Annotated in this window: 19 protein-coding genes; 7 read left to right on the plus strand and 12 right to left on the minus strand. The window is 65.4% G+C overall.

What is annotated here, in order from left to right; all coding sequences use genetic code 11:
- On the plus strand, positions 1–1,266 hold the full coding sequence (locus IEX64_RS11730) for a spinster family MFS transporter (RefSeq protein WP_188819864.1): 1,266 nt from the start codon (positions 1–3) through the stop codon (positions 1,264–1,266).
- 43 nt (positions 1,267–1,309) lie between these two features.
- The gene (locus IEX64_RS11735) at positions 1,310–1,660 is read left to right on the plus strand and encodes a histone-like protein 2 (RefSeq protein WP_188819865.1); all 351 of its coding nucleotides are present in this window, start codon (positions 1,310–1,312) and stop codon (positions 1,658–1,660) included.
- Between the two features lie 13 nt (positions 1,661–1,673).
- Here the strand turns inward: IEX64_RS11735 and IEX64_RS11740 are convergent, their stop codons facing one another.
- The 7 genes from IEX64_RS11740 to ectA all read right to left on the minus strand — a co-directional run bounded on the left by IEX64_RS11740 (position 1,674) and on the right by ectA (position 9,052).
- Positions 1,674–2,999 (minus strand): MFS transporter, encoded by a 1,326-nt coding sequence (locus IEX64_RS11740; protein ID WP_188820001.1) that lies wholly within the window; start codon positions 2,997–2,999, stop codon positions 1,674–1,676.
- Between the two features lie 44 nt (positions 3,000–3,043).
- Positions 3,044–4,297, minus strand: a complete 1,254-nt coding sequence (locus IEX64_RS11745; protein ID WP_188819866.1) for an MFS transporter — start codon at positions 4,295–4,297, stop codon at positions 3,044–3,046.
- A gap of 72 nt (positions 4,298–4,369) precedes the next feature.
- A complete protein-coding gene (locus IEX64_RS11750; RefSeq protein ID WP_188819867.1) occupies positions 4,370–5,809 on the minus strand; it encodes an aspartate kinase in 1,440 nt (479 codons plus the stop codon).
- Positions 5,806–6,726 carry an ectoine hydroxylase gene (gene thpD / locus IEX64_RS11755; protein ID WP_188819868.1) on the minus strand — a complete coding sequence of 307 codons (921 nt, stop codon included), beginning with the start codon at positions 6,724–6,726 and terminating at the stop codon, positions 5,806–5,808. Before thpD ends, IEX64_RS11750 begins: the two co-directional genes overlap by 4 nt.
- Positions 6,727–6,751: 25 nt before the next feature.
- Entirely contained in the window at positions 6,752–7,168 is a 417-nt protein-coding gene (locus IEX64_RS11760; RefSeq protein ID WP_188819869.1) for an ectoine synthase, read from the minus strand.
- Between the two features lie 40 nt (positions 7,169–7,208).
- Positions 7,209–8,549 (minus strand): diaminobutyrate--2-oxoglutarate transaminase, encoded by a 1,341-nt coding sequence (gene ectB / locus IEX64_RS11765; RefSeq protein ID WP_188819870.1) that lies wholly within the window; start codon positions 8,547–8,549, stop codon positions 7,209–7,211.
- Positions 8,550–8,566: 17 nt separating this feature from the next.
- Entirely contained in the window at positions 8,567–9,052 is a 486-nt protein-coding gene (gene ectA, locus IEX64_RS11770) for a diaminobutyrate acetyltransferase (protein ID WP_188819871.1), read from the minus strand.
- Between the two features lie 289 nt (positions 9,053–9,341).
- Here ectA and IEX64_RS11775 point away from each other — a divergent pair, with 289 nt between their 5' ends.
- Positions 9,342–9,797: a MarR family winged helix-turn-helix transcriptional regulator gene (locus tag IEX64_RS11775; protein ID WP_188819872.1), complete on the plus strand. Its 456-nt coding sequence runs from the start codon at positions 9,342–9,344 to the stop codon at positions 9,795–9,797.
- 30 nt (positions 9,798–9,827) lie between these two features.
- Here the strand turns inward: IEX64_RS11775 and IEX64_RS11780 are convergent, their stop codons facing one another.
- From IEX64_RS11780 to IEX64_RS11795, 4 genes are all read right to left on the minus strand, one after another.
- Positions 9,828–11,699 (minus strand): AMP-binding protein, encoded by a 1,872-nt coding sequence (locus tag IEX64_RS11780; RefSeq protein ID WP_188819873.1) that lies wholly within the window; start codon positions 11,697–11,699, stop codon positions 9,828–9,830.
- A gap of 25 nt (positions 11,700–11,724) precedes the next feature.
- On the minus strand, positions 11,725–12,234 hold the full coding sequence (locus tag IEX64_RS11785; RefSeq protein ID WP_188819874.1) for a GNAT family N-acetyltransferase: 510 nt from the start codon (positions 12,232–12,234) through the stop codon (positions 11,725–11,727).
- A gap of 86 nt (positions 12,235–12,320) precedes the next feature.
- A complete protein-coding gene (locus tag IEX64_RS11790) occupies positions 12,321–13,988 on the minus strand; it encodes an MFS transporter (RefSeq protein WP_188819875.1) in 1,668 nt (555 codons plus the stop codon).
- Between the two features lie 56 nt (positions 13,989–14,044).
- On the minus strand, positions 14,045–15,451 hold the full coding sequence (locus tag IEX64_RS11795; protein WP_188819876.1) for a DcaP family trimeric outer membrane transporter: 1,407 nt from the start codon (positions 15,449–15,451) through the stop codon (positions 14,045–14,047).
- 209 nt (positions 15,452–15,660) lie between these two features.
- Here IEX64_RS11795 and acs point away from each other — a divergent pair, with 209 nt between their 5' ends.
- A complete protein-coding gene (gene acs / locus IEX64_RS11800; RefSeq protein ID WP_188819877.1) occupies positions 15,661–17,610 on the plus strand; it encodes an acetate--CoA ligase in 1,950 nt (649 codons plus the stop codon).
- Between the two features lie 10 nt (positions 17,611–17,620).
- Positions 17,621–18,250: a LuxR C-terminal-related transcriptional regulator gene (locus IEX64_RS11805; RefSeq protein WP_188819878.1), complete on the plus strand. Its 630-nt coding sequence runs from the start codon at positions 17,621–17,623 to the stop codon at positions 18,248–18,250.
- On the opposite strand, the gene IEX64_RS11810 is transcribed toward IEX64_RS11805, so the two are convergent.
- Complete coding sequence (locus tag IEX64_RS11810; protein ID WP_188819879.1) at positions 18,227–21,574, minus strand: hybrid sensor histidine kinase/response regulator; 3,348 nt, start codon at positions 21,572–21,574, stop codon at positions 18,227–18,229. The genes IEX64_RS11805 and IEX64_RS11810 overlap by 24 nt on opposite strands.
- A 303-nt stretch (positions 21,575–21,877) precedes the next feature.
- On the opposite strand from IEX64_RS11810, the gene mobC reads away from it, so the two are divergent.
- Positions 21,878–22,237 (plus strand): plasmid mobilization relaxosome protein MobC, encoded by a 360-nt coding sequence (gene mobC, locus IEX64_RS11815; protein ID WP_188819880.1) that lies wholly within the window; start codon positions 21,878–21,880, stop codon positions 22,235–22,237.
- A complete protein-coding gene (locus tag IEX64_RS11820) occupies positions 22,234–23,547 on the plus strand; it encodes a relaxase/mobilization nuclease domain-containing protein (protein ID WP_188819881.1) in 1,314 nt (437 codons plus the stop codon). Before mobC ends, IEX64_RS11820 begins: the two co-directional genes overlap by 4 nt.
- The last annotated feature ends 22 nt before the right edge of the window (positions 23,548–23,569 follow it).

Raw genomic sequence — 23,569 nt, forward strand, 5'->3', positions numbered from 1 at the left:
ATGAACACGACGAAACGGGCAGGGGGCACAAGTCCCAATCTGGTTCTGGCGATGCTGCTGCTCGTCTATGTGTTCAACTTCGTCGACCGGCAGATCCTTGCGATCCTCGCGGCGCCGATCCAGGCCGATCTTGGCCTGAACGATGCGCAGATGGGGATGCTCGGCGGTCTGGCCTTCGCCATTCTCTATTCGACGCTCGGGGTTCCGCTGGCGTCGCTGGCGGACCGGACCAGCCGGTCGTGGGTCATCACCGGATCGCTGGTGGTTTGGAGCCTGTTCACGGCTGTTTGCGGATTGGCGCAAGGCTTCTGGCACATCTTCCTCGCCCGGCTGGGCGTGGGCGTGGGTGAAGCGGGGGGCGTTGCGCCCTCCTATGCCGTGATCGGCGATCACTTCCCCAGCCACCGCCGCGCCTTTGCGTTGTCCGTATATTCGCTCGGCATCCCGCTCGGCTCCGCGCTGGGCGTGCTGGCTGGCGGATATGTCGCGGCGCGGGTGGACTGGCGCGCGGCCTTCATCGTCGTGGGCTTCGCCGGGCTGCTGATCGCGCCGCTGTTCCGCATGGTCGTGCGCGACAAGCCCAAGCCTGCCGCCGGGGAGGCCGTGGTGCCGTCGGTCCGGCTTGGAGCCGTGGCGGCAGTGCTGGCGCGCAAGAAAGCGTTCTGGTTGCTCAGCTTCGGCGCGGCGTCGAGTTCGATGCTCGGCTATGGCCTGGCCTTCTGGCTGCCGAGCCTGTTGCAGCGCAGCTTTGGCCTCGACCTTGTGCATACCTCGTGGTTCATCGGCGCGGTGCTGCTGCTCGGCGGGACCGTGGGGGTGCTTTCCGGCGGGGCTTTGGCCGACAAGCTCGGCAGTGGCGACCGGGCTTTCTACGGCTGGGTTCCGGCCACGGCCTTCATCGTCGCGGTGCCGCTCTTTGCGGGCGGTATCTGGACTTCCAGCGTGCTATTCGCCTTCCTGCTGTTCCTCCTGCCGCAGGCGCTCGCCTATGTCTGGCTCGGCCCGGTGACGAGCGCGGTGCAGCATCTGGTCGATCCGCCCGCGCGCGCGACGGCTTCGGCGCTATTCCTGCTCATCAACAACCTGATCGGTCTTGGCGGCGGCATCTATGCGCTTGGCGCGTTCTCGACCGCGCTGACGCCGCTCTACGGCAACGAGGCGCTGCGCTATTCGATGCTGTGGTCGCTCGGCCTCTATCTGATTGCCGCCGTGCTGATGGCGCTGGCCGGGCCTGCCTTGCGGCGCGAGTGGGTGGCCGAGGGTTGATCGCTGCGTTACAACCGCGTGAGACCTAACGAGAGGACACGCGATGAAGCTGCTCAGGTGGGCGGTCGGCGGTGCTTCCGCCTACGTCATCTACAAGTATTCGATCGGCCGTAAGGCCAAGGGCGAGGATGTCTTTCCGACGCCGGAAAAGGCTGTTGGCGAACCGGCCCCCGTCAGCAAACCCGCGCCGGAAAAGACGGCACCTGCACAGCCCGCAGCGGAGAAACCGGCCGTTAAAAAGCCGCCGGCGAAGAAACCCGCAGCCAGAAAGGCGGCCGCCCGCAAGACACCGGCGCAAAAGCCTGCCGCAGCGAAGACGACGACGGCCTCCACGGCTTCGGGCGAGACCGCCAAGCCCAAGCGCCCGGCGCGTACCAAGCCCGAGCCGCAGTAAGCCCGGCCTGCCGTTACCCGTGCGACGGCACGGGATCTCCGATCGCGCGCAGCGGCTTGCCGGCGCTTTCTTCGGTGTAGCGCAGCGCCAGCAGGCCGACGAGGCAGCTTGCCATCATCACGTAGGCGGGCATCAGCGCATTGCCGGTCTCGTCGATCAGCCACGAATTGAGTGCGGGCGCGGTGCCGCCGAACAGCGAGGTCGAGACGTTGTAAGCCACTGCAAAGCCGGCAAAGCGCACCGGTGTCGGGAAGAAGGCCGGGAACGTCGCGGATATCGTCGCGAGCTGCGGCACGTAGAGCAGGCCGAGAATGACGAAACCGATCACCGCGCTGGTCATGCCGGTGCCGATGAACATGTAGAGCGGGATCGCCCCGATCAGCAGCCCGATCAGCGAGACGCGCCACAGCGGCTTGCGGCCCACCCGGTCGGACAGGGCGCCGGCGAAAGGCAGCAGCACCATCATGAACAGCATGCCCGCGATGGGCACCATCAGCGAGGCATCGGTCGACAGGCCGAGGCGCCGTTCGAGGTACGTCGGCATGTAGCTGAGTAGCGTGTAGTTCACGACGTTGAGCGCGACCACGAGCCCGCCCATCGCCAGAAGCGGCGTGCGGTAGCGCGTCAGCAGGTGGCGGAATTCGACCTTGGCGGAGGGCTCTTCGCTGTGCTTTTCCTCGACTTCGCGGAAAAGCGGCGTCTCGGCCATGCGCGAACGCAGATAGACACCCACGAAACCGAGCGGACCCGCCAGCAGGAACGGCAGGCGCCATGCCCATGCCTGCATCGTGTCGTCACCCAGCAGCAGCGAGAAGCCAAGCATCAGCAGCGCGCCGCCGCAAAAGCCGGCCAGCGTGCCCACTTCAAGGAAGCTACCGTAGAAACCGCGCCGTTTGTCGGGTGCATATTCGGCCATGAAGATCGCCGCGCCGCCATATTCGCCGCCGGTCGAGAAGCCCTGGACCATGCGCAGGATCACCAGCAGCAGCGGCGCCCAGAAGCCGATGGTGTCGTAGGAGGGGATCAGACCGACCCCCACGGTGGCGGCAGCCATCATCACGATGGTGATGCCGAGCACCGCCTTGCGGCCGTAACGGTCTCCCAGCGGTCCCCAGAAGAACCCGCCGAGCGGGCGGACGAGAAACGATATCGCGAAGGTGGCCAGCGCGAAGAGCGTCGCCTCTGCGGCTTCGCCCGGGAACAGCGCGGCCGAGATATAGGTCACGCCATAGGCATAGATGCCGTAGTCGAACCACTCGGTGGCGTTGCCTATGGCCGATGCGGCAATGGCGCGGTGCAGGACCGCCGGCGGGGTCTCTTCGGGATGGCCGCTGCGGATGTCGGCGCCGTAGTCGTGATGGTGATCGTGGTGGCCATCGGTGGTCACGTGGAATTCCCTTCTAGGTCGGACGCTTCGTCCGGCGCCACCGGGTCAAGTGAGGCGGACATGGGGGTCGTGCGCGGCAGGATGACGTAGTCTTCCTGCTGGTGCGCCGGGACCGGCTTGGACTGGGTCTGGCGCCAGAGGCCGAAGGCCAGCGCGACGCCCGCGCATAGCGCGATGAACACGAACAGGCCCATGGCGCCGCCGATCGCCATGGCAAATGCGCCGGTCGACGGGCCGGCGGCCGCGCCGAGCGAATAGAGCATGACGAGGCCGCCGCTCGCCGCGACGCGTTGCTCGGGCTGAAGGTGGTCGTTGGTATGGGCGACGCACAGCGGGTAGAGCGCGAAGCTCAGCCCGCCGAAAAGGAAACCGAGCGTCATCAGGATCACGCCGGGGGTGCCAAGCAGGGCCATGGCGATAGCGGCCGCGAAGGTGCCGCCGAAACTGAATACGATGACCTTGCGTCGATCCAGCTTGTCGGAGAGCCGCCCGAGCGGCCATTGCAGCGCAACGCCGCCGAGGATGACCATACTCATGAACAGTGCAGTCGCGGACAGGTTCATGCCCAGACGGCGGGCATAGACCGCGCCGAGCGCGTAGAAGGCACCGAGCATAACGCCGGTGAGACAGGCGCCGACAATGCCGAGGGGTGAGACCCTGTAGAGTTCGCGGAACGGCACCGAACCGCCTTCGTCGGGCAGCGGGGCGATAATCCGGGTGAGGACGATGGGGATAGAGGCGAGCGTGATCAGGATCGAGGCGATGAGCAGCGGCAGCGCCGGGTTCGTCTCGCCCAGTCCCAGCAGGAACTGGCCTACCGCCTGTCCGCCATAGAGCGCGATCATGTATCCGGCGATCACCGAGCCGCGCGTTTGCGCTTCGGCCCGCTCGTTGAGCCAGCTTTCCAGACAGATGTAGACGCCCGCAAGGCAGAAGCCGTCGGTGAAACGCAGGACGCCCCAGAGGACGGGGTTGCGGTACACCGCATAGACGAGCGTGGAGGCGCTGATGACCGCGACGAAAGCGGCAAAGGCGCGGATATGTCCGACGCGCCGTATCAGGGCCGGTACCCGCAGCGCGCCGATGACGAGCCCGGCGAAGTAGGCAGTCCCGACCAGACCGATCACCATCGCGCTGCTTCCGGCTCGCTCCAGCCGGACACTGACGAGGGTGTTCATGAAGCCCCCCCCGGCCATCAGCATGAAGATGGCGATCAGGAGGCTGCGGACGGGAAGGATGGCCTGTAGCATGGTGGGCAAACGTAAAGACAGAAGGCCCGGGCGCAAAGAGCGGCGCCCGGGCTTTCTTCCACAATCGTTCTATCAGGCTGCGGCGCGGCCCGGCTGGTCGGCATCCTCGACAAGCGCTTCGTGCAGGGCGCGGACGGCGGGATTGAAATCCTCGGTGCCGACGATGAACTGCACATCCACGTTGCGGATCTGATGCTGCATCGCGATCATGTCGATCCCGGCGTCGGCGAGCGCCGTGAGGGCGCGGGGCACGAGGCCGGGCGCGGACAGATCGCTGCCGATCACCGAAACCATCGCCACCGGCTGGGTCGAGACCGCAGCGCCCGGATAGGCCGCTTCGAGGTCCGCCACGATCCGCGACACCTGCGCCTTGCCGGTACCGCTCAGATAGTGGGTGATGGTGTTGGCGTTCGAGCTCTTGCTGACGATCCAGGCGCGGTGCTTGGTGAGCACCTCGAGGATCTTGGCGTCGTAGCCCTTCTCGCCGACCATGTCCTGTTCGAAGAACTGCAGTGCCTGCACCGCACCGAGCCCGGTGACGATCTCGACGCGGGGCTTGTCAGAAGCGTAGTCGCCGCAGATCAGCGTGCCTTCGTCGTGACGGTCGAAGGTGTTGCGCACGCGCAGCGGAATGCCCGACTGGCGCAGGCCGCGACCGGCGCGCGGGTGGATCGCTTCCATCCCCAGATTGGCGAGCTGATCCGCCACATCGTAGTTGGTGCGGCCGATCTTGCTGGCCTTGTCCTCACCCACGACGCGCGGATCGGCGCTCGAAAGGTGGAACTCCTTGTGGATAATCGCTTCCTTGGCTTCGGTAACGACGGCGATGCGCGAGAAAGTCATTTCCGAATAGCCGCGGGCATATCGGCGCACCATGCCGCCTTCGCAGCCGGCATAGCCGGTGACGATCGGCATCTGCGTGGCAAGATCGATCTTGCCGAGCGCGTCGCTGATGCGGTCGTCGAGGCTGACGAGGTCTTCGTGGTTCCACACGGTGAGGTCGACGAAGACGGCGTTGACGCCGCGGTCACGCAGCAGCAGCGCGGTCGAATGCGCCGAGTGCGCTTCGCCCAGGCCGGCGAGCATTTCGCGCACAGTGATCATCTGCTCCTTGAGACAGAAGCGGCCGTGGCGGCGCAGGCGATCGAGGTCGTCGAGGCAGGTCTCCAGCGCCTGGACGCGGTCATCGACGAAGCGGTTGGCCTCCTCGAGGCTTTCGCTGCGCACGAACATCTGGCCGTTGCGCTCGCGCATGGCTTTGCGGACAGTCTCTAGCGCTCCGCGCCAGGCGCCGGGCGTCTCGTTACCCTCGAAATGGGCATAGACGCCAGCATCGCCCGACTTCTTGTGCTCGAGCAGAAGGTCGGTCATCCCGGCATAGGCCGAGACGACGAAGATGCGGTTGTAGAGATCGGCGCCTTCGCGGCCGGCGATCAGGACGTTGTCGAAAACGGTCGACGTTGCGGCCATCGACGTGCCGCCGATCTTTTCAACTGAATGATTACCGGTCATGCGGGTACTCCTTCGCCTCGCAGATTGCCCCTCACGGGCTTGATCGGCTCCACCTCGCGCGCGGCGATAAAGTCGGGGCGGGGCTTGGAGGCGGCAAACGGGGCCACCAGCCTGTTGCTAACGGCGTTGAACACGAAGAATGCGTTCGAGCGCGGGAACGGCGTGATGTTGCCGTTCGAGCCGTGCATGGTGTTGCAGTCGAACAGCAGCACCGTGCCGGGCTTGCCTAGCGGCGCGTAAATGCCGTGCTTGTGGGCAAGCTCGGCCAGGCTCTGTTCGTCGGGAACGCCGAATTGCTGCTTGCGCAGCGATTGCTTGTAGTGATCATCGGGCGTTTCGCCGATGCACGAGACAAACACGCGCTGCGAGCCGGGAATGAGCATCAACGGCCCATTGTCCGGCGTGTTCTCGGCCAGCAGCACCGACATCGACAGCGCACGCATGCGCGGCATACCGTCTTCGGCGTGCCAGGTCTCGAAGTCGGAGTGCCAGTAGAATTCCTTGCCCTGGAAGCCCGGCTTGTAGTTCAGCCGCGACTGGTGAAGGTATACTTGATCGTCGAGCAGATAGCTCGCCACGCCGGCAAGGCGTTCATCGGCGGCCAGGCGAGCCATCAGCCTGCTCTGGCCATGGATCTCGAAAATCGAACGGACTTCCCGGCTGCCGGGTTCGGCAACGACGGTTTCGTCCTTAAGACCGGTCGGGTCGGACAGCAGGTGGCCGGTTTCGGCCTGCAGCAGCTTCATCTCGTCCTCGGAGAACAGATTCTCCATCACGAGGAAGCCGTAGCGGTCGAACTGATCGATCTGGCTAGCGGTAAGCGGCGCGCCCGGTTTCCAGGCACGACGCGCGACAGGTTCCGCACGGGCGAGCAGGTGAGGCTCGCCCATGGTTCGGGTCGGATAGAGATCTTGCACATCTACCCCCTTTTTATTTTGGATTTTATTCGGAAAGTGCGGGTTCGCGTTCTTCGCTGGTGTCGGCCGGATAGGCGCCCGATTCATCATGGACTTCGCGGCCGGTCACCGGCGGATTGAACACGCAGGCGCACAGGATTTCATTTTCAACGCGCACGATGTGCTTGTCGTGGTTGTTGAGCGCATACATCACGCCCGGCTTGAGCTCGTGCGTCTCGCCGGTGCCCAGGTCCTCGATGGTGCCTTTGCCCTTGAGGATCAGCACGGATTCGAGGTGGTTCTGGTAGTGCATGTGCAGTTCCGCGCCCGTGTAGAGCGTGGTGACGTGGAACGAGAAGCCCATGCCGTCATCCTTGAGCAGCAGGCGTGCGCTTTCCCAGCCGTCGGACTTGATGTTCTTGTCCCCGTTCTGTCGGATTTCCTTGAGTTTGCGAACAATCATTTTCGGTATTTCCTTGTATCGTGTGCGGGAAGATCGAAGCTCAGGCCGCGAGGCCGAGCTTGCGATCCGTCTTGCTGCCGGTCACGTCAGAAGCATCGACGGGCGCGATCGTTTCGGCGATCGCCTCCTCGAGAATGTCCAGGCCGGCATTGAACGTTTCATCGTCGATCACGAGCGGGGCGAGGACCTTGACGATCTCGCCGTGTGCGCCGCTGGTCTCGATGATCAGGCCTTCGTCGAAGCAGGCGCCGGTGATCTTGTCGGCGATCTCGCCGGTCTCGACGTTGATGCCGCGCATCATGCCGCGACCGCGCGTGGAGAGGCCGTGGCGCTTGGCCATCTTGTCGAGACGCTGCTCAAGAATGCGTCCGCGACGGGCAACGTCCTCGGCGAACTTGGGATCGGCCCAGAACTCGCGCAGGGCAGCCGTGGCGGTCACGAACGCGTGGTTGTTGCCGCGGAAGGTGCCGTTGTGCTCACCCGGCGACCACACGTCGAGATCGGGGCTGAACAGGGTCAGCGCGAAAGGCAGGCCCATACCCGAAAGAGACTTGGCCAGCGTGACGATATCGGGCTTGAAACCCATGTCCTCGAAGCTGAAGAAGCCGCCGGTGCGGCCGCAGCCGGCCTGGATGTCGTCGACGATCATTAGCGCGCCCTGCTTCTTGGCGAGCGCGGCGATCTTGCGCAGCCACTCGGGCGATGCGGCGTTGAGACCGCCTTCACCCTGAACCGTTTCGACCAGGAAGGCCGCCGGGGCATCGAGGCCGCTGGAGGGATCTTCAAGGCGCTGTTCGAGCAGGTCCGCAGTATCCACGTCCGCCCCGTAGTAGCCGTCGTAGGGCTCGTGGCTGACGTGGCTCAGGGGAACGCCGGCACCGCCGCGCTTGCCGGCGTTACCGGTGCAGGCGAGGGCGCCCAGGGTCATGCCGTGGAAGCCGTTGGTGAAAGCGATAACCGTCTCGCGGCCGGTTACCTTGCGGGCCAGCTTGATCGCGGCTTCGACGGCGTTGGTGCCGGTCGGGCCAGTGAACATCGCGCGATAGTCGAGGCCGCGCGGCTTGAGGATCACGTCCTCGAACGTCGTGAGGAACTTGGCCTTGGCATCGGTGTAGAGATCGAGCGCGTGGGTCACGCCGTCGCTGGCGATGTAGTCCATCAGCGCCTGCTTCAGCGCGGGATGGTTGTGACCGTAGTTGAGCGAGGAGCAGCCCGACAGGAAGTCGAGATAGCGGCTGCCATCATTGGCATGCATCCAGACGCCCTGCGCCTTGTTGAACTGGCGGGGCATCGAACGCGAATAGCTGCGGACGCCGGATTCGCGGCGTTCGTAAATCTTGGTGTCGGGCGTCTTGGCGCTTGGCTTGGGAGTGATGGTCATGTCGGATGTTTCCCTGTTCAATTGGACGGAGCGGTGGGCAGCGGAGAAATGCTTGCCTGCCATTCCGTGTCGTGCGCACCGGCGAAGTGCGCGTCGCGCTTGAAGCGCTCGGATCTTGTAAGTTCGGCATCATGGCGCCGGGCGAAAGCCGTGAAGAGGCCCCAGGATGCGGGGTTCTCTTCCGTGATCGTGGTCGTCAGCGTAGTGGCGCCGCGCACTGCGGGGCGGCTCAGCAGCTCATCGAGCATGCGACCGCCAAGGCCTATGCCGCGCGCCGAACTGTCGACGGCGACCTGCCAGACGAAAATGCGTTCAGGATGCGAAGGCGGGCGATAGCCCGAAATCCAGCCGACGATGCGGCCATCCTTTTCGGCCACAATGCAGGTGTCGGCGAAGTCGCTGCATTGCAGAAGATTGCAATACGCGGAGTTGGGATCGAGCGGCGGGCAGGCCGCGATCAGGGCCGTGATGGCGGGACCATCCTCGGCGACAGGACTGCGCATGGTGAGACCTGCGCAGTCGGTCGTTCGTTTAGGGCTCTCAGTTTCGTTCTGAGCGCTTGATTCGCTCGCTTCCGAATTAAAAATTGCTTTATCCTCCGAAGCACATTGTATGTGCTTGGCTACTGTTCGTCCGTGTTCGGTGTGGCGCATGTAATAGTAATATCCTGCATTTTTGCAACCGCGAACGCCGGGAATGGTTCCCGGAGTCCAGCCGGCGCACGTATATTTCTTCGAAGGTGAAAGTATCTCTTCTCTTGGCGGCAGCCTGCGGGAAAGCTAGCGTTCGGGCATGGACGCCGACCTCACTTCAGCCGCCCTGCTGGCTCTGAGAAAAATTCTTTTGGCCGCCGAGATCGAGACCCGCAAAATGACGGCTTCGATCGGCCTGGCGCCGTCGCAGGTGCTGATCCTGCGTCAGATCGCCAGTCGCGACGAGGTAACGCCAAGCGCGCTGGCTTCCGCCGTTTGGCTCGGGCAGGCGACGATCACCAACATCGTCGATCGGCTTGTTTCCGGGGGACTCGTGACCCGCAGCCGCAGCGAGCACGACAAGCGTCAGGTGATTCTGCGGATAACCGAGGCCGGGCGTGAAAAGCTCAAGACTTCACCGCTGCCGCTGCAACTGCGCATCAGCGAGGCTTTCAGCGAGCTGCCGACCTGGGAACAGGCGATGATCCTTGCCAGCCTCGAACGGCTGGGCTCGCTGCTCGATGGCGACGATGCGGCAGGCAGTCCGCCGAAGTAGGCGGGAGGCGCCTGCCGCAGGCGCAGGCCGTCAGCGGCGCACGGCGTTCACCAGCATTTCCGGTACCGAGGGGTCCTCGATGGTCGCGGGCGTATCGAACTGCTCGCCGTTGACGATCTTGCGCAGCAGATTGCGCAGGATCTTGCCCGAGCGGGTCTTGGGAAGCTGGGGTACGGTGTAGACCGTTCGCAGTGCCGCCACCGGGCCCAGGTCAGCCCGCACCGCCGCGATCACGCGCGAGGCCAGGGTGTCGTCGTTCTCCGCGCCCGCGCGCGGGACTACAAAGCCGATAGGGATCATCCCCTTGATGGCATCGTCGGCGCCGATGACCGCGCATTCGGCCACGCCGTCTTCCTGCGCGACGATCTGTTCCATCTGGCCGGTCGAGAGGCGGTGGCCGGCGACATTGATGATGTCGTCGGTGCGCCCCATGATGTGCAGGAAGCCTTCGTCGTCGAAATGGCCCGCATCGCCCGTCTCGTAGTAGCCCGGGAACCCGGCGAAGTTCTTCTCGTAGCCCGCCTTGTTTTTCCACAGCGTGCGGAAGGCGCCCGGCGGCAGCGGCGAGCGGATCGCGACCGAGCCGCTCCGGCCCTGCGGGACCGGCTTGCCGTCCTCGCCGAGGATCGCGAAGGCGTATCCCGGAACCGGGAAGCCGGCGCTGCCGCGCTTGCGGCGCAGATCGCCCAGCGCGACGCAGCTGGCGATGGCGGGCCAGCCGAGTTCGGTCTGCCACCAGTGGTCGATTACCGGCAGCCCGGACTTGTCTTCCAGCCAGCCGATGGTGTCGGGATCGGCGCGTTCGCCGGCCAGGAAGATAGCCTGGCACTGGCCGGTGCCGATTTCGCTCAGGAACTTCGCGTCCGGGTCTTCCTTGCGCACGGCGCGGATCGCGGTGGGGGCGGTGAAGAACGCCTTGACGCCATGACGGTCTATGGTGCGCCAGAAGGTGCCGGGATCGGGCGTGCCGACCGGCTTGCCTTCGAACAGCACCGTGGTCGCACCGACCAGCAGCGGGGCGTAGACGATGTAGCTGTGCCCCACGACCCAGCCCACGTCAGAAGCAGCCCAGAATACGTCGCCGGCGCCGATGCCGTAGATATTGGCCATCGACCAGGCGAGCGCGGTGGCATGGCCGCCGTTGTCACGCACGACGCCCTTGGGGGTGCCGGTCGTGCCCGAGGTGTAGAGAATGTAGAGCGGATCGTCGGACGCGACCGGCACGCACGGGGGAATCGCGTCCGCAGCCGTCTTTTCGCGCAGTTCCATCCAGTCGAGGTCGCGGGGCGCGGCAAGCTCTGCGGTCACCTGTTCGCGCTGGAACAGCACGACATGGTCCACCGCATGCCTGGCGAGACGCAGCGCTTCGTCGACCATCGGCTTGTAGAGGATCACCTTGGAGCCCTCGATGCCGCAGGAAGTCGTGAGCAGCACTTTGGGCGTGGCATCGTCGATGCGCTTGGCCAGTTCGTGCGGCGCGAAGCCGCCGAACACCACCGAGTGGATCGCGCCCAGCCGCGCGCAGGCGAGCATCGCGAAGACCGTCTGCGGGACCATCGGCATGTAGATCACCACGCGGTCGCCCTTGTTGACACCGAGCGAGGCGAGCATTGCGGCGACGCGGCCCACTTCCTCCAGCAATTCCCTGTAGGAGAAGGTCGCGATCGTGCCGGTGACCGGGCTGTCGTAGATCAGCGCCGCCGCATCGCCGCGCCCGGCCGCGACATGGCGGTCCACCGCGTTGTGGCAGGTGTTGAGCTGGCCGCCGGGAAACCAGCCGTCCGCCTCGTTCCAGCCCGCCTCGGGTGCCACAGCCCAGTCCAGCGCCTTCGCGGCGTCCAGCCAGAACCCCTGCGGATCGTCGATGCTGGCCTTCCAGGCTGCAGTGTAAGCCTCGCTCATGCCGCTCTCCGTATGCAAATGTCGCTTAGCGCAGGGTCTTCGAAAGCAGGACCAGCGTGCGGTCGTCCTCGAACGGTTCGGGCGTGAAGCCCTTTTCGCGTTCGAGTTCGATGGCGGCGTGGTTGTCGCGGCTCTCGATCGAGATCACGCGGCGCACGCCGCGCTCCTGCGCCTCGCGGGCGAGGAAGTCGAGCAGGGCCCAGCCCACGCCCTTGCCCTTGTAGTTACTGCGGATCGAAACCGCGATTTCACCGGTATCGAGACCGGCATCGCAGGCCAGCAGCGCCGAGGCGACGAGTTCGCCGGTGGCATCGTCGAAGGCGAGGAAGCTCTCCGACCGGAAGTGGTCTGCATGCAGCAGTGGATCGAGCTGTTCGTGGCTCACGTGCTCGCTGGCGGCGAGGAAACGGAAGCGTCGGTCCTCGTCGCTGACGGCATCGAAGAAGGAGCCCAGAACGCCTTCGTCGCCCTCGGCGGCGGGGCGAACGGAAAGGCTGAGGCCGGTGCGGGTGGAAAGCTGTGATATCTTTGTCATGATGTCTCCGTCGGCTGGACCAGAAAAGGACGCCGCGCCTTGATCGGGGGCAATTTGCTCCCCGGGGGCGCGGCGCCGATGGACAATCAGGCGTCGATATTTCTCCTGAATGTCTCGGGGAGGAAGAGCAGGCCGATCACCACCGTGGCCGCCGCGACCACGACCGGGTACCAGAGGCCGTAGTAGATATCGCCCGTGGCAGCGACCATGGCGAAGGCGGTCGTCGGCAGGAAGCCGCCGAACCAGCCGTTGCCGAGGTGGTAGGGCAGCGACATCGAGGTGTAACGGATGTTCGTCGGGAACAGTTCCACCAGCATGGCGGCGATCGGGCCGTAGACCATGGTGACCAGGATAACGAGATAGAACAGGATCGCGACGACCGTGACCTTGTCCATCCGGTCGGGATCGGCGGTGGCGGGATAGCCGGCATCGGCCAGCGCGCCCTTGATGCTCTCCTGATAGGCAGCGATGGCTGCGGCGCGATCCGCACCGGTCACTTGGGCCGGGTTGGGCGCGGTCAGCGTCTGCCCGCCGATGGCGACCGAGGCGATCGTGCCCGGAGCGGCAGCCCGATTGGTGTAGTTTATGCCGCTCTTGGCGAGGAAGGCCTTGGCAATGTCGCAGCTCGATGCGTCGAACTTGTTCTTGCCGATCGGGTCGAACTGGAACGAACATTCCGCATCGTTCGCGGTCACGACCACCGGGGCATTGGCCGTCGCTGCGGCAAGGGCCGGGTTGGCGGCGTTGGACAGGGTGTGGAAGGCCGGGAAGTAGGTCAGCGATGCCAGCGCGCAGCCGCCGAGGATCAGGTACTTGCGGCCGATCTTGTCGGACAGCCAGCCGAAGAACACGAAGAACGGCGTGCCGAGGGCCAGGGCGATGGCGATGAGGTAGTTGCTCGTCGCGCCGTCCACCTTGAGGATCTTTTCAAGGTAGAACATCGCGTAGAACTGGCCGGTGTACCAGACCACCGCCTGGCCGGCGACGGCGCCGAACAGCGCGATCAGCACGAACTTGAGGTTGCCCCACTTGCCGAAGGAATCCTTGATCGGCGACTTGGAGGTCGTGCCCTCGTCCTTCATCTTCTGATAGACGGGGCTCTCGTTGAGCTGCATGCGGATCCACATCGAGACGCCCAGCAGCACCGCCGAAAGCAGGAACGGCACGCGCCAGCCCCAGCCGGAGAAGGTGTCCTCGCCCATGCCGGTGCGCACGCCCAGCACCACGAGCAGCGCGGCGAAGAGGCCGAAGGTCGCGGTGATCTGGATGAAGCTGGTGTAGAGGCCGCGCCGGTTGTTCGGTGCGTGCTCGGCAACGTAAGTGGCCGCGCCGCCGTATTCTCCGCCGAGAGCGAGGCCCTGCACGATGCGCAGCGTCACCAGGATGATCGGAGAGGCAATGCCGATGGTGTCGTAGCCGGGCAGCAGGCCGACCGCGAACGTCGAGAGCCCCATCAGCCCCATGGTGACGAGGAAGGTATACTTGCGGCCGACGAGGTCGCCGATCCGCCCGAACACCAGCGCGCCGAAGGGCCGCACCGCGAAGCCCGCCGCGAAGGCGCCGAGTGCGAGGATGAAGCCGGTGGTCTCGTTCACGCCCGCGAAAAAGACCTTGGAAATGAAGGTGGCCAGCAGGCCGTAAAGGTAAAAGTCGTACCATTCGAACACGGTGCCGAGCGACGACGCGGTAATGACGAGTTTCTCGTCGTGCGTGGCCTGGTGGTGCTTCGGCATGGCATCATATGTCGTAGCCATTGCTCACTCTCCCAAGTGGGGCCGGCCCCGTCGTTGCAGGATCGGCTGGTTCATTCTCAGAAACTGTACTTTGCGGCAAATTCGATGCGGTCGAGCGCGCCGTCGGCGCCGCTCACCAGTTCCCGCTCGCCGTGCCGGTATTCGATACCGAGGTCGACGTTCTTCACCGGCGAGTAGAAGAGGTTGGCCGCCGCGCTCCACGCCTGCTTGTTGTAGCTGGCGATGGCGAGCGTTCCGAGCGCATCGGCGTAGTCGACACGCTGGTAGCTGCCCATAACGTTGACGCGCCAGCCCGGTGCGATGGCAATGCGGGCCGCGGCCAGCGCGGCGATCACGTTCACGCTTTCGAGCTGGTTGGTCGCCGGATCGTAGACCGCGTCGGGCGCGAAGTTGAGGCCGATGTAGCGGCTGGCGTTGTGGCCGTAGGTGACCATGGCGCGCACGTCGCTGGTCTTCTTCTCGTTGAGCCAGATCTTGCCGCCGGCGCTGACGCCCCAGCCGAAGGTATCGGCGGCGACGCCGGCGTTGTCGACGCGGACCTGCCGCGCGAGCACCGCCAGCGAGCCCTCGCCGATCTTGCCGGTATAGGCCAGGCGCGCCGCGAAGTCGGGCAGGCGGTCGTCGCCGTTTTCCATCAGCGCGGGCGAGCCGGCCGTGGCGGTGCCCGATTCCGGTTCCTCGATCGAGGCGTGCACAGTCAAGCCCTGCGCGAGCGGCATGGAATAGCGGATCAGCGGCTGGCGGACGAAGACGGTGCCTTCGGTCGCGCCGACGAAGTCGGTGCTCTCGGGCAGAGCGCCGGTGTACTGGAAGCTCGACCAGTCCTGGCCGATGGTCAAGCGGCCCACTTTCATCCAAGCGCGGCGCAGCGCGAGGTTGTAGCCGTTGGTGGTCCGCTGCGAGCCTTGCGTGCCCGGTGCGGTCTGGAAATCGACTTCGACCAGGCCCTTCACGCTCTGGCCGCCGACGGCGGTGTCGAGGTTGAGCCAGAAGCGCGATTGCTTGGCGGTGAAGTCTTCCACCTTCTGCGCCGTGCCGCTGCCGGTGGGGATGACCTGGGGCAGGTAGAAGTCGCGGCCCAGCGAATTGGTGGCGACTTCGCCGTCGGAAAACCGGCTGGCCGAGGCGACCATCTTGATATAGCCGCCCAGTTTGATCGTGGTGTCGCCGGACTTGAAACCGTCGCCCTGTGGCCGGCTTTCGATCGCGGCGACCTTGGCGGTGGCTTCTTCGCTCTTGGCCGTAGCGGCTGCAATGGCGGCCTGTGCCTGCGCCGCGCTTTCGGCTTGCTCCTGCCGTGCGGATGCGAGGTCCGCGCGCAGCAGCCGCATTTCGGCTTCGAGCCTTTCGAGCCGCGCTTCGAGTTGTGCTTCCCGGTCGGTGGCGGCCACCGCGGCCTGCGGTACGACAGGACAGCTTGCCGCCAGCAGTGCGCCGATCAGGGGCCTGTTGTTGTGCTTCATCACCCTCTCCTTTTCGGACCCGGTTGCCGCCTAGTGAGCTGGTGCATTCCGGGGCCGAGGGGATCATCGGATGAATTGCATGCTTGCAGCCATCCCGACCTTGGTGGAGCATCTACGACCAATGTCTAATGCCCCAGTTCGATTCGCATTGTGTTAGGGTGCCCGCAAAGCCGGGACGCCGGCGACAACACCGGAGAGGAGATCAAGAAATGGCCGACGCCGTATATCCCGTTCCTGGAGACTGGGCCGAAACGGCGCTGATCGATGAAGCGCGCTATCAGGCGATGTACCAGCGCTCGGTGGATGACCCCGAGGGTTTCTGGCGCGAGGAAGCGCAGCGCATCGACTGGATCAAGCCCTTCACCGGCGTGAAGCAGACCAGCTTCAACGAAGCCGACTTCGGCATTTCCTGGTTTTCCGACGGTACGCTCAACCTTTCGGCCAACTGCCTCGACCGGCACCTTGCCGAACGCGGCGACGAGATCGCTATCCTGTGGGAGCCGGACGATCCGAAGAACCCGGAACGCCGCATCACCTATCGCGAACTGCACGAGGCGGTCTGCAAGTTTGCCAACCTCCTGAAGAGCCGCGGCGTCAAGAAGGGTGAGCGCGTCACCATCTACCTGCCGATGGTCCCCGAGGCAGCCGTCGCCATGCTCGCCTGTGCGCGCATCGGCGCGATCCACTCGATCGTCTTCGCCGGCTTCTCGCCCGATGCGCTTGCGGGCCGCATCACCGACTGTGACAGCAATGTTGTCCTGACCGCCGACGAGGGCTTGCGCGGCGGCAAGAAGGTCCCGCTCAAGGCCAATGTTGACGAGGCGCTGACGCATTGTCAGGGCGTCGATACCGTCATCGTCCTCGAGCACACCGGCGCCGGCGTGCCGATGAGCGAAGGCCGCGATATCGACTGGGCCAGCTCGGTCGCGGGTATGCCTGGCGAGTGCGAGCCTGAAGAGATGGCTGCGGAAGACCCGCTGTTCATCCTCTATACCTCGGGCTCCACCGGCAAGCCCAAGGGCGTGCTGCACACCACCGGTGGCTATTCGGTCTGGGCCTCGATGACGCACGAATATGTCTTCGATTATCGCCCCGGCCAGATCTACTGGTGCGCTGCCGATATCGGCTGGGTCACCGGGCATTCCTACGTCGTCTACGGCCCGTTGATGAACGGCGCGACCACGGTGATGTTCGAGGGCGTACCCAACTTCCCCGATCCCAGCCGCTTCTGGCAGGTGGTCGACAAGTTCAATGTAGAGATATTCTACGGCGCTCCCACCGCCCTGCGCGCCCTGATGCGCGAAGGCGACGACTGGGTGAAGAAGACCAGCCGCAAGTCGCTGCGCCTGCTGGGTTCGGTGGGCGAGCCGATCAATCCGGAAGCCTGGGAATGGTACCACAAGGTCGTGGGTGAGGGCCGCTGCCCGATCGTCGACACCTGGTGGCAGACCGAGACCGGCGGGGTGATGATCTCGCCGCTGCCCGGCGCCACGGCGCTCAAGCCCGGTTCGGCAACCAGGCCGATGTTCGGCGTGAAGCCCAAGCTGCTCGACGCCGACGGCAAGGAAATCGAGGGGCCGGGCGACGGCTGCCTTGTCATCACCGATTCCTGGCCGGGGCAGATGCGCACCGTCTGGGGCGATCACGACCGCTTTTTCCAGACCTATTTCAGCACGTTCAAGGGCACCTACTTCACCGGTGACGGCTGCCGCCGCGACGAGGACGGGTACTACTGGATCACCGGCCGCATCGACGACGTGATCAACGTCTCGGGCCACCGTATGGGCACGGCAGAGATCGAAAGCGCGCTGGTCGCGCATCACAAGGTGGCCGAAGCCGCGGTCGTTGGCATGCCGCACGAGATCAAGGGGCAGGGCATCTACGCCTTCGTCACCTGCAACTCCGAGATCGAGCCCGACGAGGCGCTGCGCAAGGAACTGGTTCAGTGGGTCCGCCACGAGATTGGGCCGATCGCCACGCCCGACGTGATCCAGTTCGCGCCGGGCCTGCCCAAGACCCGCTCGGGCAAGATCATGCGCCGCATCCTGCGCAAGATCGGCGAGAACGATTTCTCGAACCTCGGCGATACCTCGACGCTTGCGGATCCCTCCGTCGTCGATAACCTCATCGCGAACAGGCCGCAGCCGGCCGACGCGTGACGAGAGGGGCTTGAGCGACACGATCCTGATTGCCGACGATCACCCGCTCTTCCGTCAGGCGCTTGCGCTGGCGGTGCAGAAGGTGATGCCCGGTGCGACCCTGCGCGAAGCGGGGACGCTCTCGGCTGCCGCCCATGCCGCCGTCGAGGCGGAGGACCTGCGGCTGATCCTGCTCGACCTCAAGATGCCGGGTGCGGTGGGCTATTCGGGCATTGCCCTGCTCCATGCCGAGCGCCCCTCGGTTCCCATCCTCGTCGTCTCCAGCGCCGACGGGGCCGGGGCGGCGGAGGAGGCGCGCGCCTTCGGGGCCATCGGTTTCCTGCGCAAGGACAGCGATCTCTCGGCCATCGAAGCCGCGATCCGCGATGCGCTGGGCGGCAAGGCCGCGAGCGGGAGCGCGTCAGGCGATGCGCAGATGGACACCGTCCGCCGCGATGTCGCCAACCTTACGCCGACGCAATTGAAGGTGCTGCTGGCGGTGCTCGACGGGCAGCTCAACAAGCAGATCGCGCATTCGCTGGGCATTACCGAGGCGACCGTGAAAGCGCACATGACCGCGATCATGCGCAAGCTCGACGTTTCCAACCGCACGCAGGCGGCGCTGGTCGCGCGCTCGCTAGGGCTCGACCTGCGGCACTGACAGCCCGGCCAGAAAAGCCTCTATGGCCGAGGCCGAAGCCGGCTTCGCCAGCACCGATACGCCGAGCGCTGCGGCGCGTTCGCGCAGCTCCGGGCCATCCTCGGCGCTGATCACCACGGCAGCGAGCCCCGGCGCTTCTTCGCGCATGGCGGCGATCAGCGAGAGACCGTCCTCGCCGCTGTCGAGCCGGTAGTCGGCCAGCACGGCATCGACGCGGCGGCTGTAGGGCAGCGCTTGCGCCATGCCGGTGGCACCGAAGGCCCGATGCCCCATCCGCTCGAGCAGAGCGAGGCTCGCCTCGACGATGCGCGGGTCGTTGTCGACCACCAGAAGATCCAGCTTGGTCGGCGTTGCGGATGCGGAATGGGGCTGCGGTTCGGGCCGGGCTGCATGCGGTGTTTCGGACATGGCAGGCAGCCAGAAGCTGAAGCGACTGCCGCGTCCGGGGGTCGACTGTACGGATATCGTGCCGCCCAGCAGACGAGCGATCCTCTCGGACAGCGCGAGCCCGAGCCCGATGCCTTCCGCCTCCACCGTGCCGAGCCGGGTGAATTCGCCGAAGATCGTCTCGACCTGTTCGGCCTCGATGCCCACGCCGGTGTCGATCACGTCGATGCGCAGCCCGCCGTCGCGGTGGCGCACGCCCAGCAGCACCCCGCCGCGCTCGCAGTAGCGCACGGCATTGGCGAGGAAGTTCTGGATCACCGAGCGCAGCAGGCCGGGGTCGGTGCGGACATGCCCCGGCAGCGGCCCGAGCCTCAGCGTCAGGCCCTTGCGCTCGGCCATCGGGCGGAAGCTCTCGGCGAGATCGCCGAGGAACGGGCCAAGCGCGACGGGTTCGGGGCGTGGCTCCACGCCGCCGGCATCGAGCTTGCTGATATCGAGGAGGGCGCGCAGCAGGTCCTCGGCCGCGCTGATGGCATTCTCGACGCGCTCGACGAGGGGAAGGGCGTTGGCCGGAACGTCTCGCTCGATGGCGGCGGTGAACAGGCGTGCGGCATGGAGCGGCTGCAGCAGGTCGTGGCTGGCCGCGGCAAGGAAGCGCGTCTTGTCGCGGCCCGCTTCGGCAAGACGGCGGTTGGCCTCGCTCAGTTCGCGGGTGCGCTCGGCCACGCGCTGCTCGAGCGTTTCGAGCGTGCGCCGCAACTGCTCGCGCACGCGCGCGTCTTCCGTAATGTCGGTGAAGCTGGTCACGTAGCCACCGCCGGGCATCGGCCCGCCCACGGTCTTGATCACCCGGCCATCGGGGTGCTTGCGTTCGAAGCTATGCTCCAGACCGCGGCGGAAATGGCCGAGGCGCTTGTCGACATGGAACTCGGGGTCGCCTTCGCCGAAGTCGCCGCGCAGGGCGTTGTGGCGGATCAGGTCGGCAATCGGCACGCCCACCCGCAGCAGGCCCGGCGGATAATCGAACAGCGCCTCGTAGCGGCTGTTCCACGCCACCAGATTGAGGTCCGCATCAATGACGCTGATCCCGGCATCGAGGTTCTCGAAGGTGGCGGCGAGCAACTGTCGGGAGAAGCCGATGCTGCGGCTCCCCTCGTCGAGCAGGCGCGTGACTTCGGGCAGGCGCATCGTCCCGCCTGCGAGCGCCGATGAAATCAGAGCGCGGGCCGAGGAGACGCCGACGACGCGGGCGATCAGTTCTTCGGCGCGGCGGGCCGAAGTGCGGTCGACCGGCGTTCCGGCCTGCGCCTCGGGGAATTCCTCTCGTGCACGCTCCTCGCCGACGAAGCTGGCGGTCAGTGCCACCAGGTCGCTCAGGTCCGCGACCTGATGCTGCCCGCGGCGAAAGCGCGGCAGCGCGGAGGGCTTGATCCCGCGCGCGGCGACGAGGGCGTAGATCGCCAGATTGGCACCGAGGCTCCAGAACACGCCGTGCACCAGTGGCGTCGCCTGCCCGATGCCGAACAGGTGGAGCGGGTCGAACGGGGTAGGGGCCAGTGCCGTCAGCCATGAAGGCGGCAGGATCGGCGGCAGCGCCAGCGTGTAGAGCCACAGGGCCAGACCCACCGAGAGGCTGGCGCGCGCGGCGATGGCGTCGCGCCCGGCGCTGTAGGTCGCCAGCAGCAGGTGCGGCGTGAACTGCGCCATGGCGGCGAAGGCGATGAGGCCGATCGATGCGAGCGAGTTTTCGGACGAGACCAGCAGCGCCCAGACCAGCGACAGCGCCATGATCGCGAGGATGGTCACGCGCCGGACGCCGAGCATGCGCCGGCCCATCTCGCCCGACTGCCGGGTCGGGCCGCGCCGGAACACCGACGGGAACACGAGATCGTTGGAGACCATCGTCGCCAATGCCGTGGAATCGACGATCGCCATCGATGCCGCCGCGCCGACACCGCCGAGCAGCGCCGCCGCCAGAATCCAGGTGCTGCCCGTGATCTCGGGAAGCTGCAGTACATAGCGATCCGGCGCCATGGCTGCGGGCAGTATCGCGGTACCGGCAAAGGCGATCGGCAGGATCAGCGCGGCCATCAGGCCGATGTAGGCGGCAAGGCCGAAGCGGGCACGCACCAGATCGCCCGGCTCGCGCGCTTCCACCAGCCCCATGTAGAACTGCCGGGGCAGCGCGACGATGGCCATCGCCGAGATCAGGGCGATGACGGCGAATTCCATCGAGAGGTGCTGCGGCCCGAACTGTTCCGCTGCCGCTGCCCAGCCCCGGCTCAGGTCGGCAGGGCTCGCATGAATCAGCAGGAACCCGGCCAGTGCGGCAACGGCGGCCAGCGCCAGCAGCTTGAGGAGCGAGTCCAGCCCGATGGCATAGACCAGCCCTTCGGCGCGGCCCGCCACCTCGTAACGTCGCGCGCCGAACAGGATCGCGAACAGTGCAAGCAGCAAGGCCGCCACCATCATCACCGGCTCGGTGACGGCGCGCGCCGAGACGATCGACATGGCACTCCCGATCGAGCGCAGCTGCAATGCAATATAGGGGATCGAGCCGAGCAGCGCGGTCACCGTCACCAGCCGGGCGACGACGACATCGTGCCCGAAACGCGCGGCGATGAAGTCGGAAACGGTGGCCGCCTTTTCGGTGGCGACCGCCCGCGTCAGCTTCGCCAGAAAGCGCGGAGCGGCGAGTAGCACCAGCATGGGTGCGGCATAGATCGGCAGGTAGTTCCACCCTTCGCGCGCGGCGGTCCCCACAGCGCCGTAGAAAGTCCAGCTGGAGCAATAGACGCCGAGCGAGAGCGTATAGGCCCATAGCCGCAGGCGCGGGCGATGCTGGAACGTGCTGCGCCGCGATTCCACCATGGCGGCGATTCCGAACAGAATCGCCAGTAGCGCCAGCGCCAGGATCGTCGATGCGCGTAACGGCATGCGCAGCCCCCAAAGACCTCTGGCACAGGCAGTAACGATGGTTCGGCGCCGTGCAACTGCGGATCGCGGTGCAGGCCCTTATGAAGCTGTTGGGAAAAGTCGGAAAATGGTGCACTCTGAGGGAGTGTTTACAAACCAAATCCTAGAGGAATTGGCGGGCTGGGAGAAGATTCTCCAGCACACCAGCCTCAGCCAGACATTCGATCCCGATGAACTTGAAGGTGAGGACGAGGACGCACCGCGCGACCGTCGTCTGGCGACCGTGCGGAGGCGTCGTCGTAGGTCTTGAGATCGGAGGGCTGGATGGCACGCAAGCCATACGACCCTCCCTTCTCTCTCCGCCTCTCGTTTGAAGAGCGGGCAAGGCTGACGGAGCAAGCTGAAGGTCAACCGCTCGGAGCCTATATCCGCTCGCGCCTTCTCGATCAGCCGCCGCGTCGCAAGCGTCTCAGTCAGATCGATCAAGATTCCCTGCTGCGCGTTCTTGGCCAGCTCGGCCAGTCTCGCATAGCAAACAACCTCAACCAACTCGCCAAACAAGCCAATCTGGGGACGCTACCTGTCGCCCCAGAAACCGAAGAGGCATTGCAGGATGCCTCAAAGGACATCGCCGAGATTCGGAAGTTGCTCATTCAGGCCTTGGGACTGGAGGTCACGCCATGATCCTCAAGGCCTCCCAGCGCAGCGGCGCGGCGCAACTTGGCCAGCACCTCCTCAACTCGCGTGATAACGAGCATGTCGAGGTGCATGAAGTCCGTGGCTTCATGTCCGAAAACGTCATGGGCGCAATGAAAGAAGCCGAGGCGATGGCCAAGGGGACGCGCTGCAAGCAGTATCTCTTCTCCGTCTCGCTCAACCCTCCCGAAACCGAAAACGTCGCCATCGAGGTATTTGAAGGCGCACTCGCTTCCATCGAGGAGAAGCTCGGCCTGCAAGGTCAGCCCCGTATGGTGGTCTTCCATGAAAAGGAAGGCCGCCGCCATGCGCATGCGGTCTGGTCTCGGATCGATGCCGAGACCATGACCGCCAAACAGCTCTCCTTCTTCAAGTCCAAGCTCCGCGAAGTCTCGAAGCAGCTTTATCTCGAAAACGGCTGGAAAATGCCGTCTGGCCTCATGGACAGCAAAGCGCGTGATCCGCGCAATTTCACGCTGGACGAATGGCAGCAGGCCAAGCGCGCGGGGCTGGATGCTAAGTCCGTCAAAGGGATTGCCCAGGAATGCTGGGCGGTCTCCGACAATGCCCAAACCTTTGCTCACGCGCTCGAAGAGCGCGGCCTTTATCTGGCCAAAGGTGACAGGCGCTCCCATGTCGCGGTCACCTATGAGGGCGAGGTCTTCGCGCTCTCGCGCCTGATCGGCGTAAAGACCAAGGACGTGACCGCCCGCCTCGGAAAAGCGGATTCCTTGCGCAGCGTCGAGGAAACCAAGGCGCATATCGCGAACGCCATTGCGCCGCGCCTCGATGGCTTCCTGAAAGAGGCCAAGCGCATGGCGCGGGATGCGCTAAAACCGCTCGCCGAGAAGAAGAAGGAACTGCAACTGGCGCATGCCGAAGAGCGCCAGCGCATGGCCAAAGGCCAGCGCGAGCGGTGGCAGTGCGAGACCAAAGAGCGGGCAAGTCGTCTGCGGACGGGTGTGCGGGGCCTATGGGATCGCCTGACGGGCGACCATGCCAAGATGATCAAGAAGAACGAGTTTGAGGCCTATCATGCGCTGCGCCGTGACCGCGATCAGCGTCAGGCCATGCTGAACGCTCAACATGCCGAACGGCGCAAGCTGCAAGAGCAGATCAAACAGACCCGCGAGCGTCATGCGCGACAGATTTTAAGCCTGCACAATCAGGCAGCCAATTATCGCCTCATGCGGGACGGCAACCAGCAATCCATTCGCAGTGAATTCTCGCGGAGCGCAGGGCAAGCGAGGGAGCAATCCCGAAGCGCGCCGACGCGCGGACTGGAACTAGGGCGCTAGTCTCGAAACGAGCCCAATGCCA

Source organism: Novosphingobium indicum (assembly GCF_014645195.1).
Classification (GTDB): Bacteria; Pseudomonadota; Alphaproteobacteria; order Sphingomonadales; family Sphingomonadaceae; genus Novosphingobium; species Novosphingobium indicum.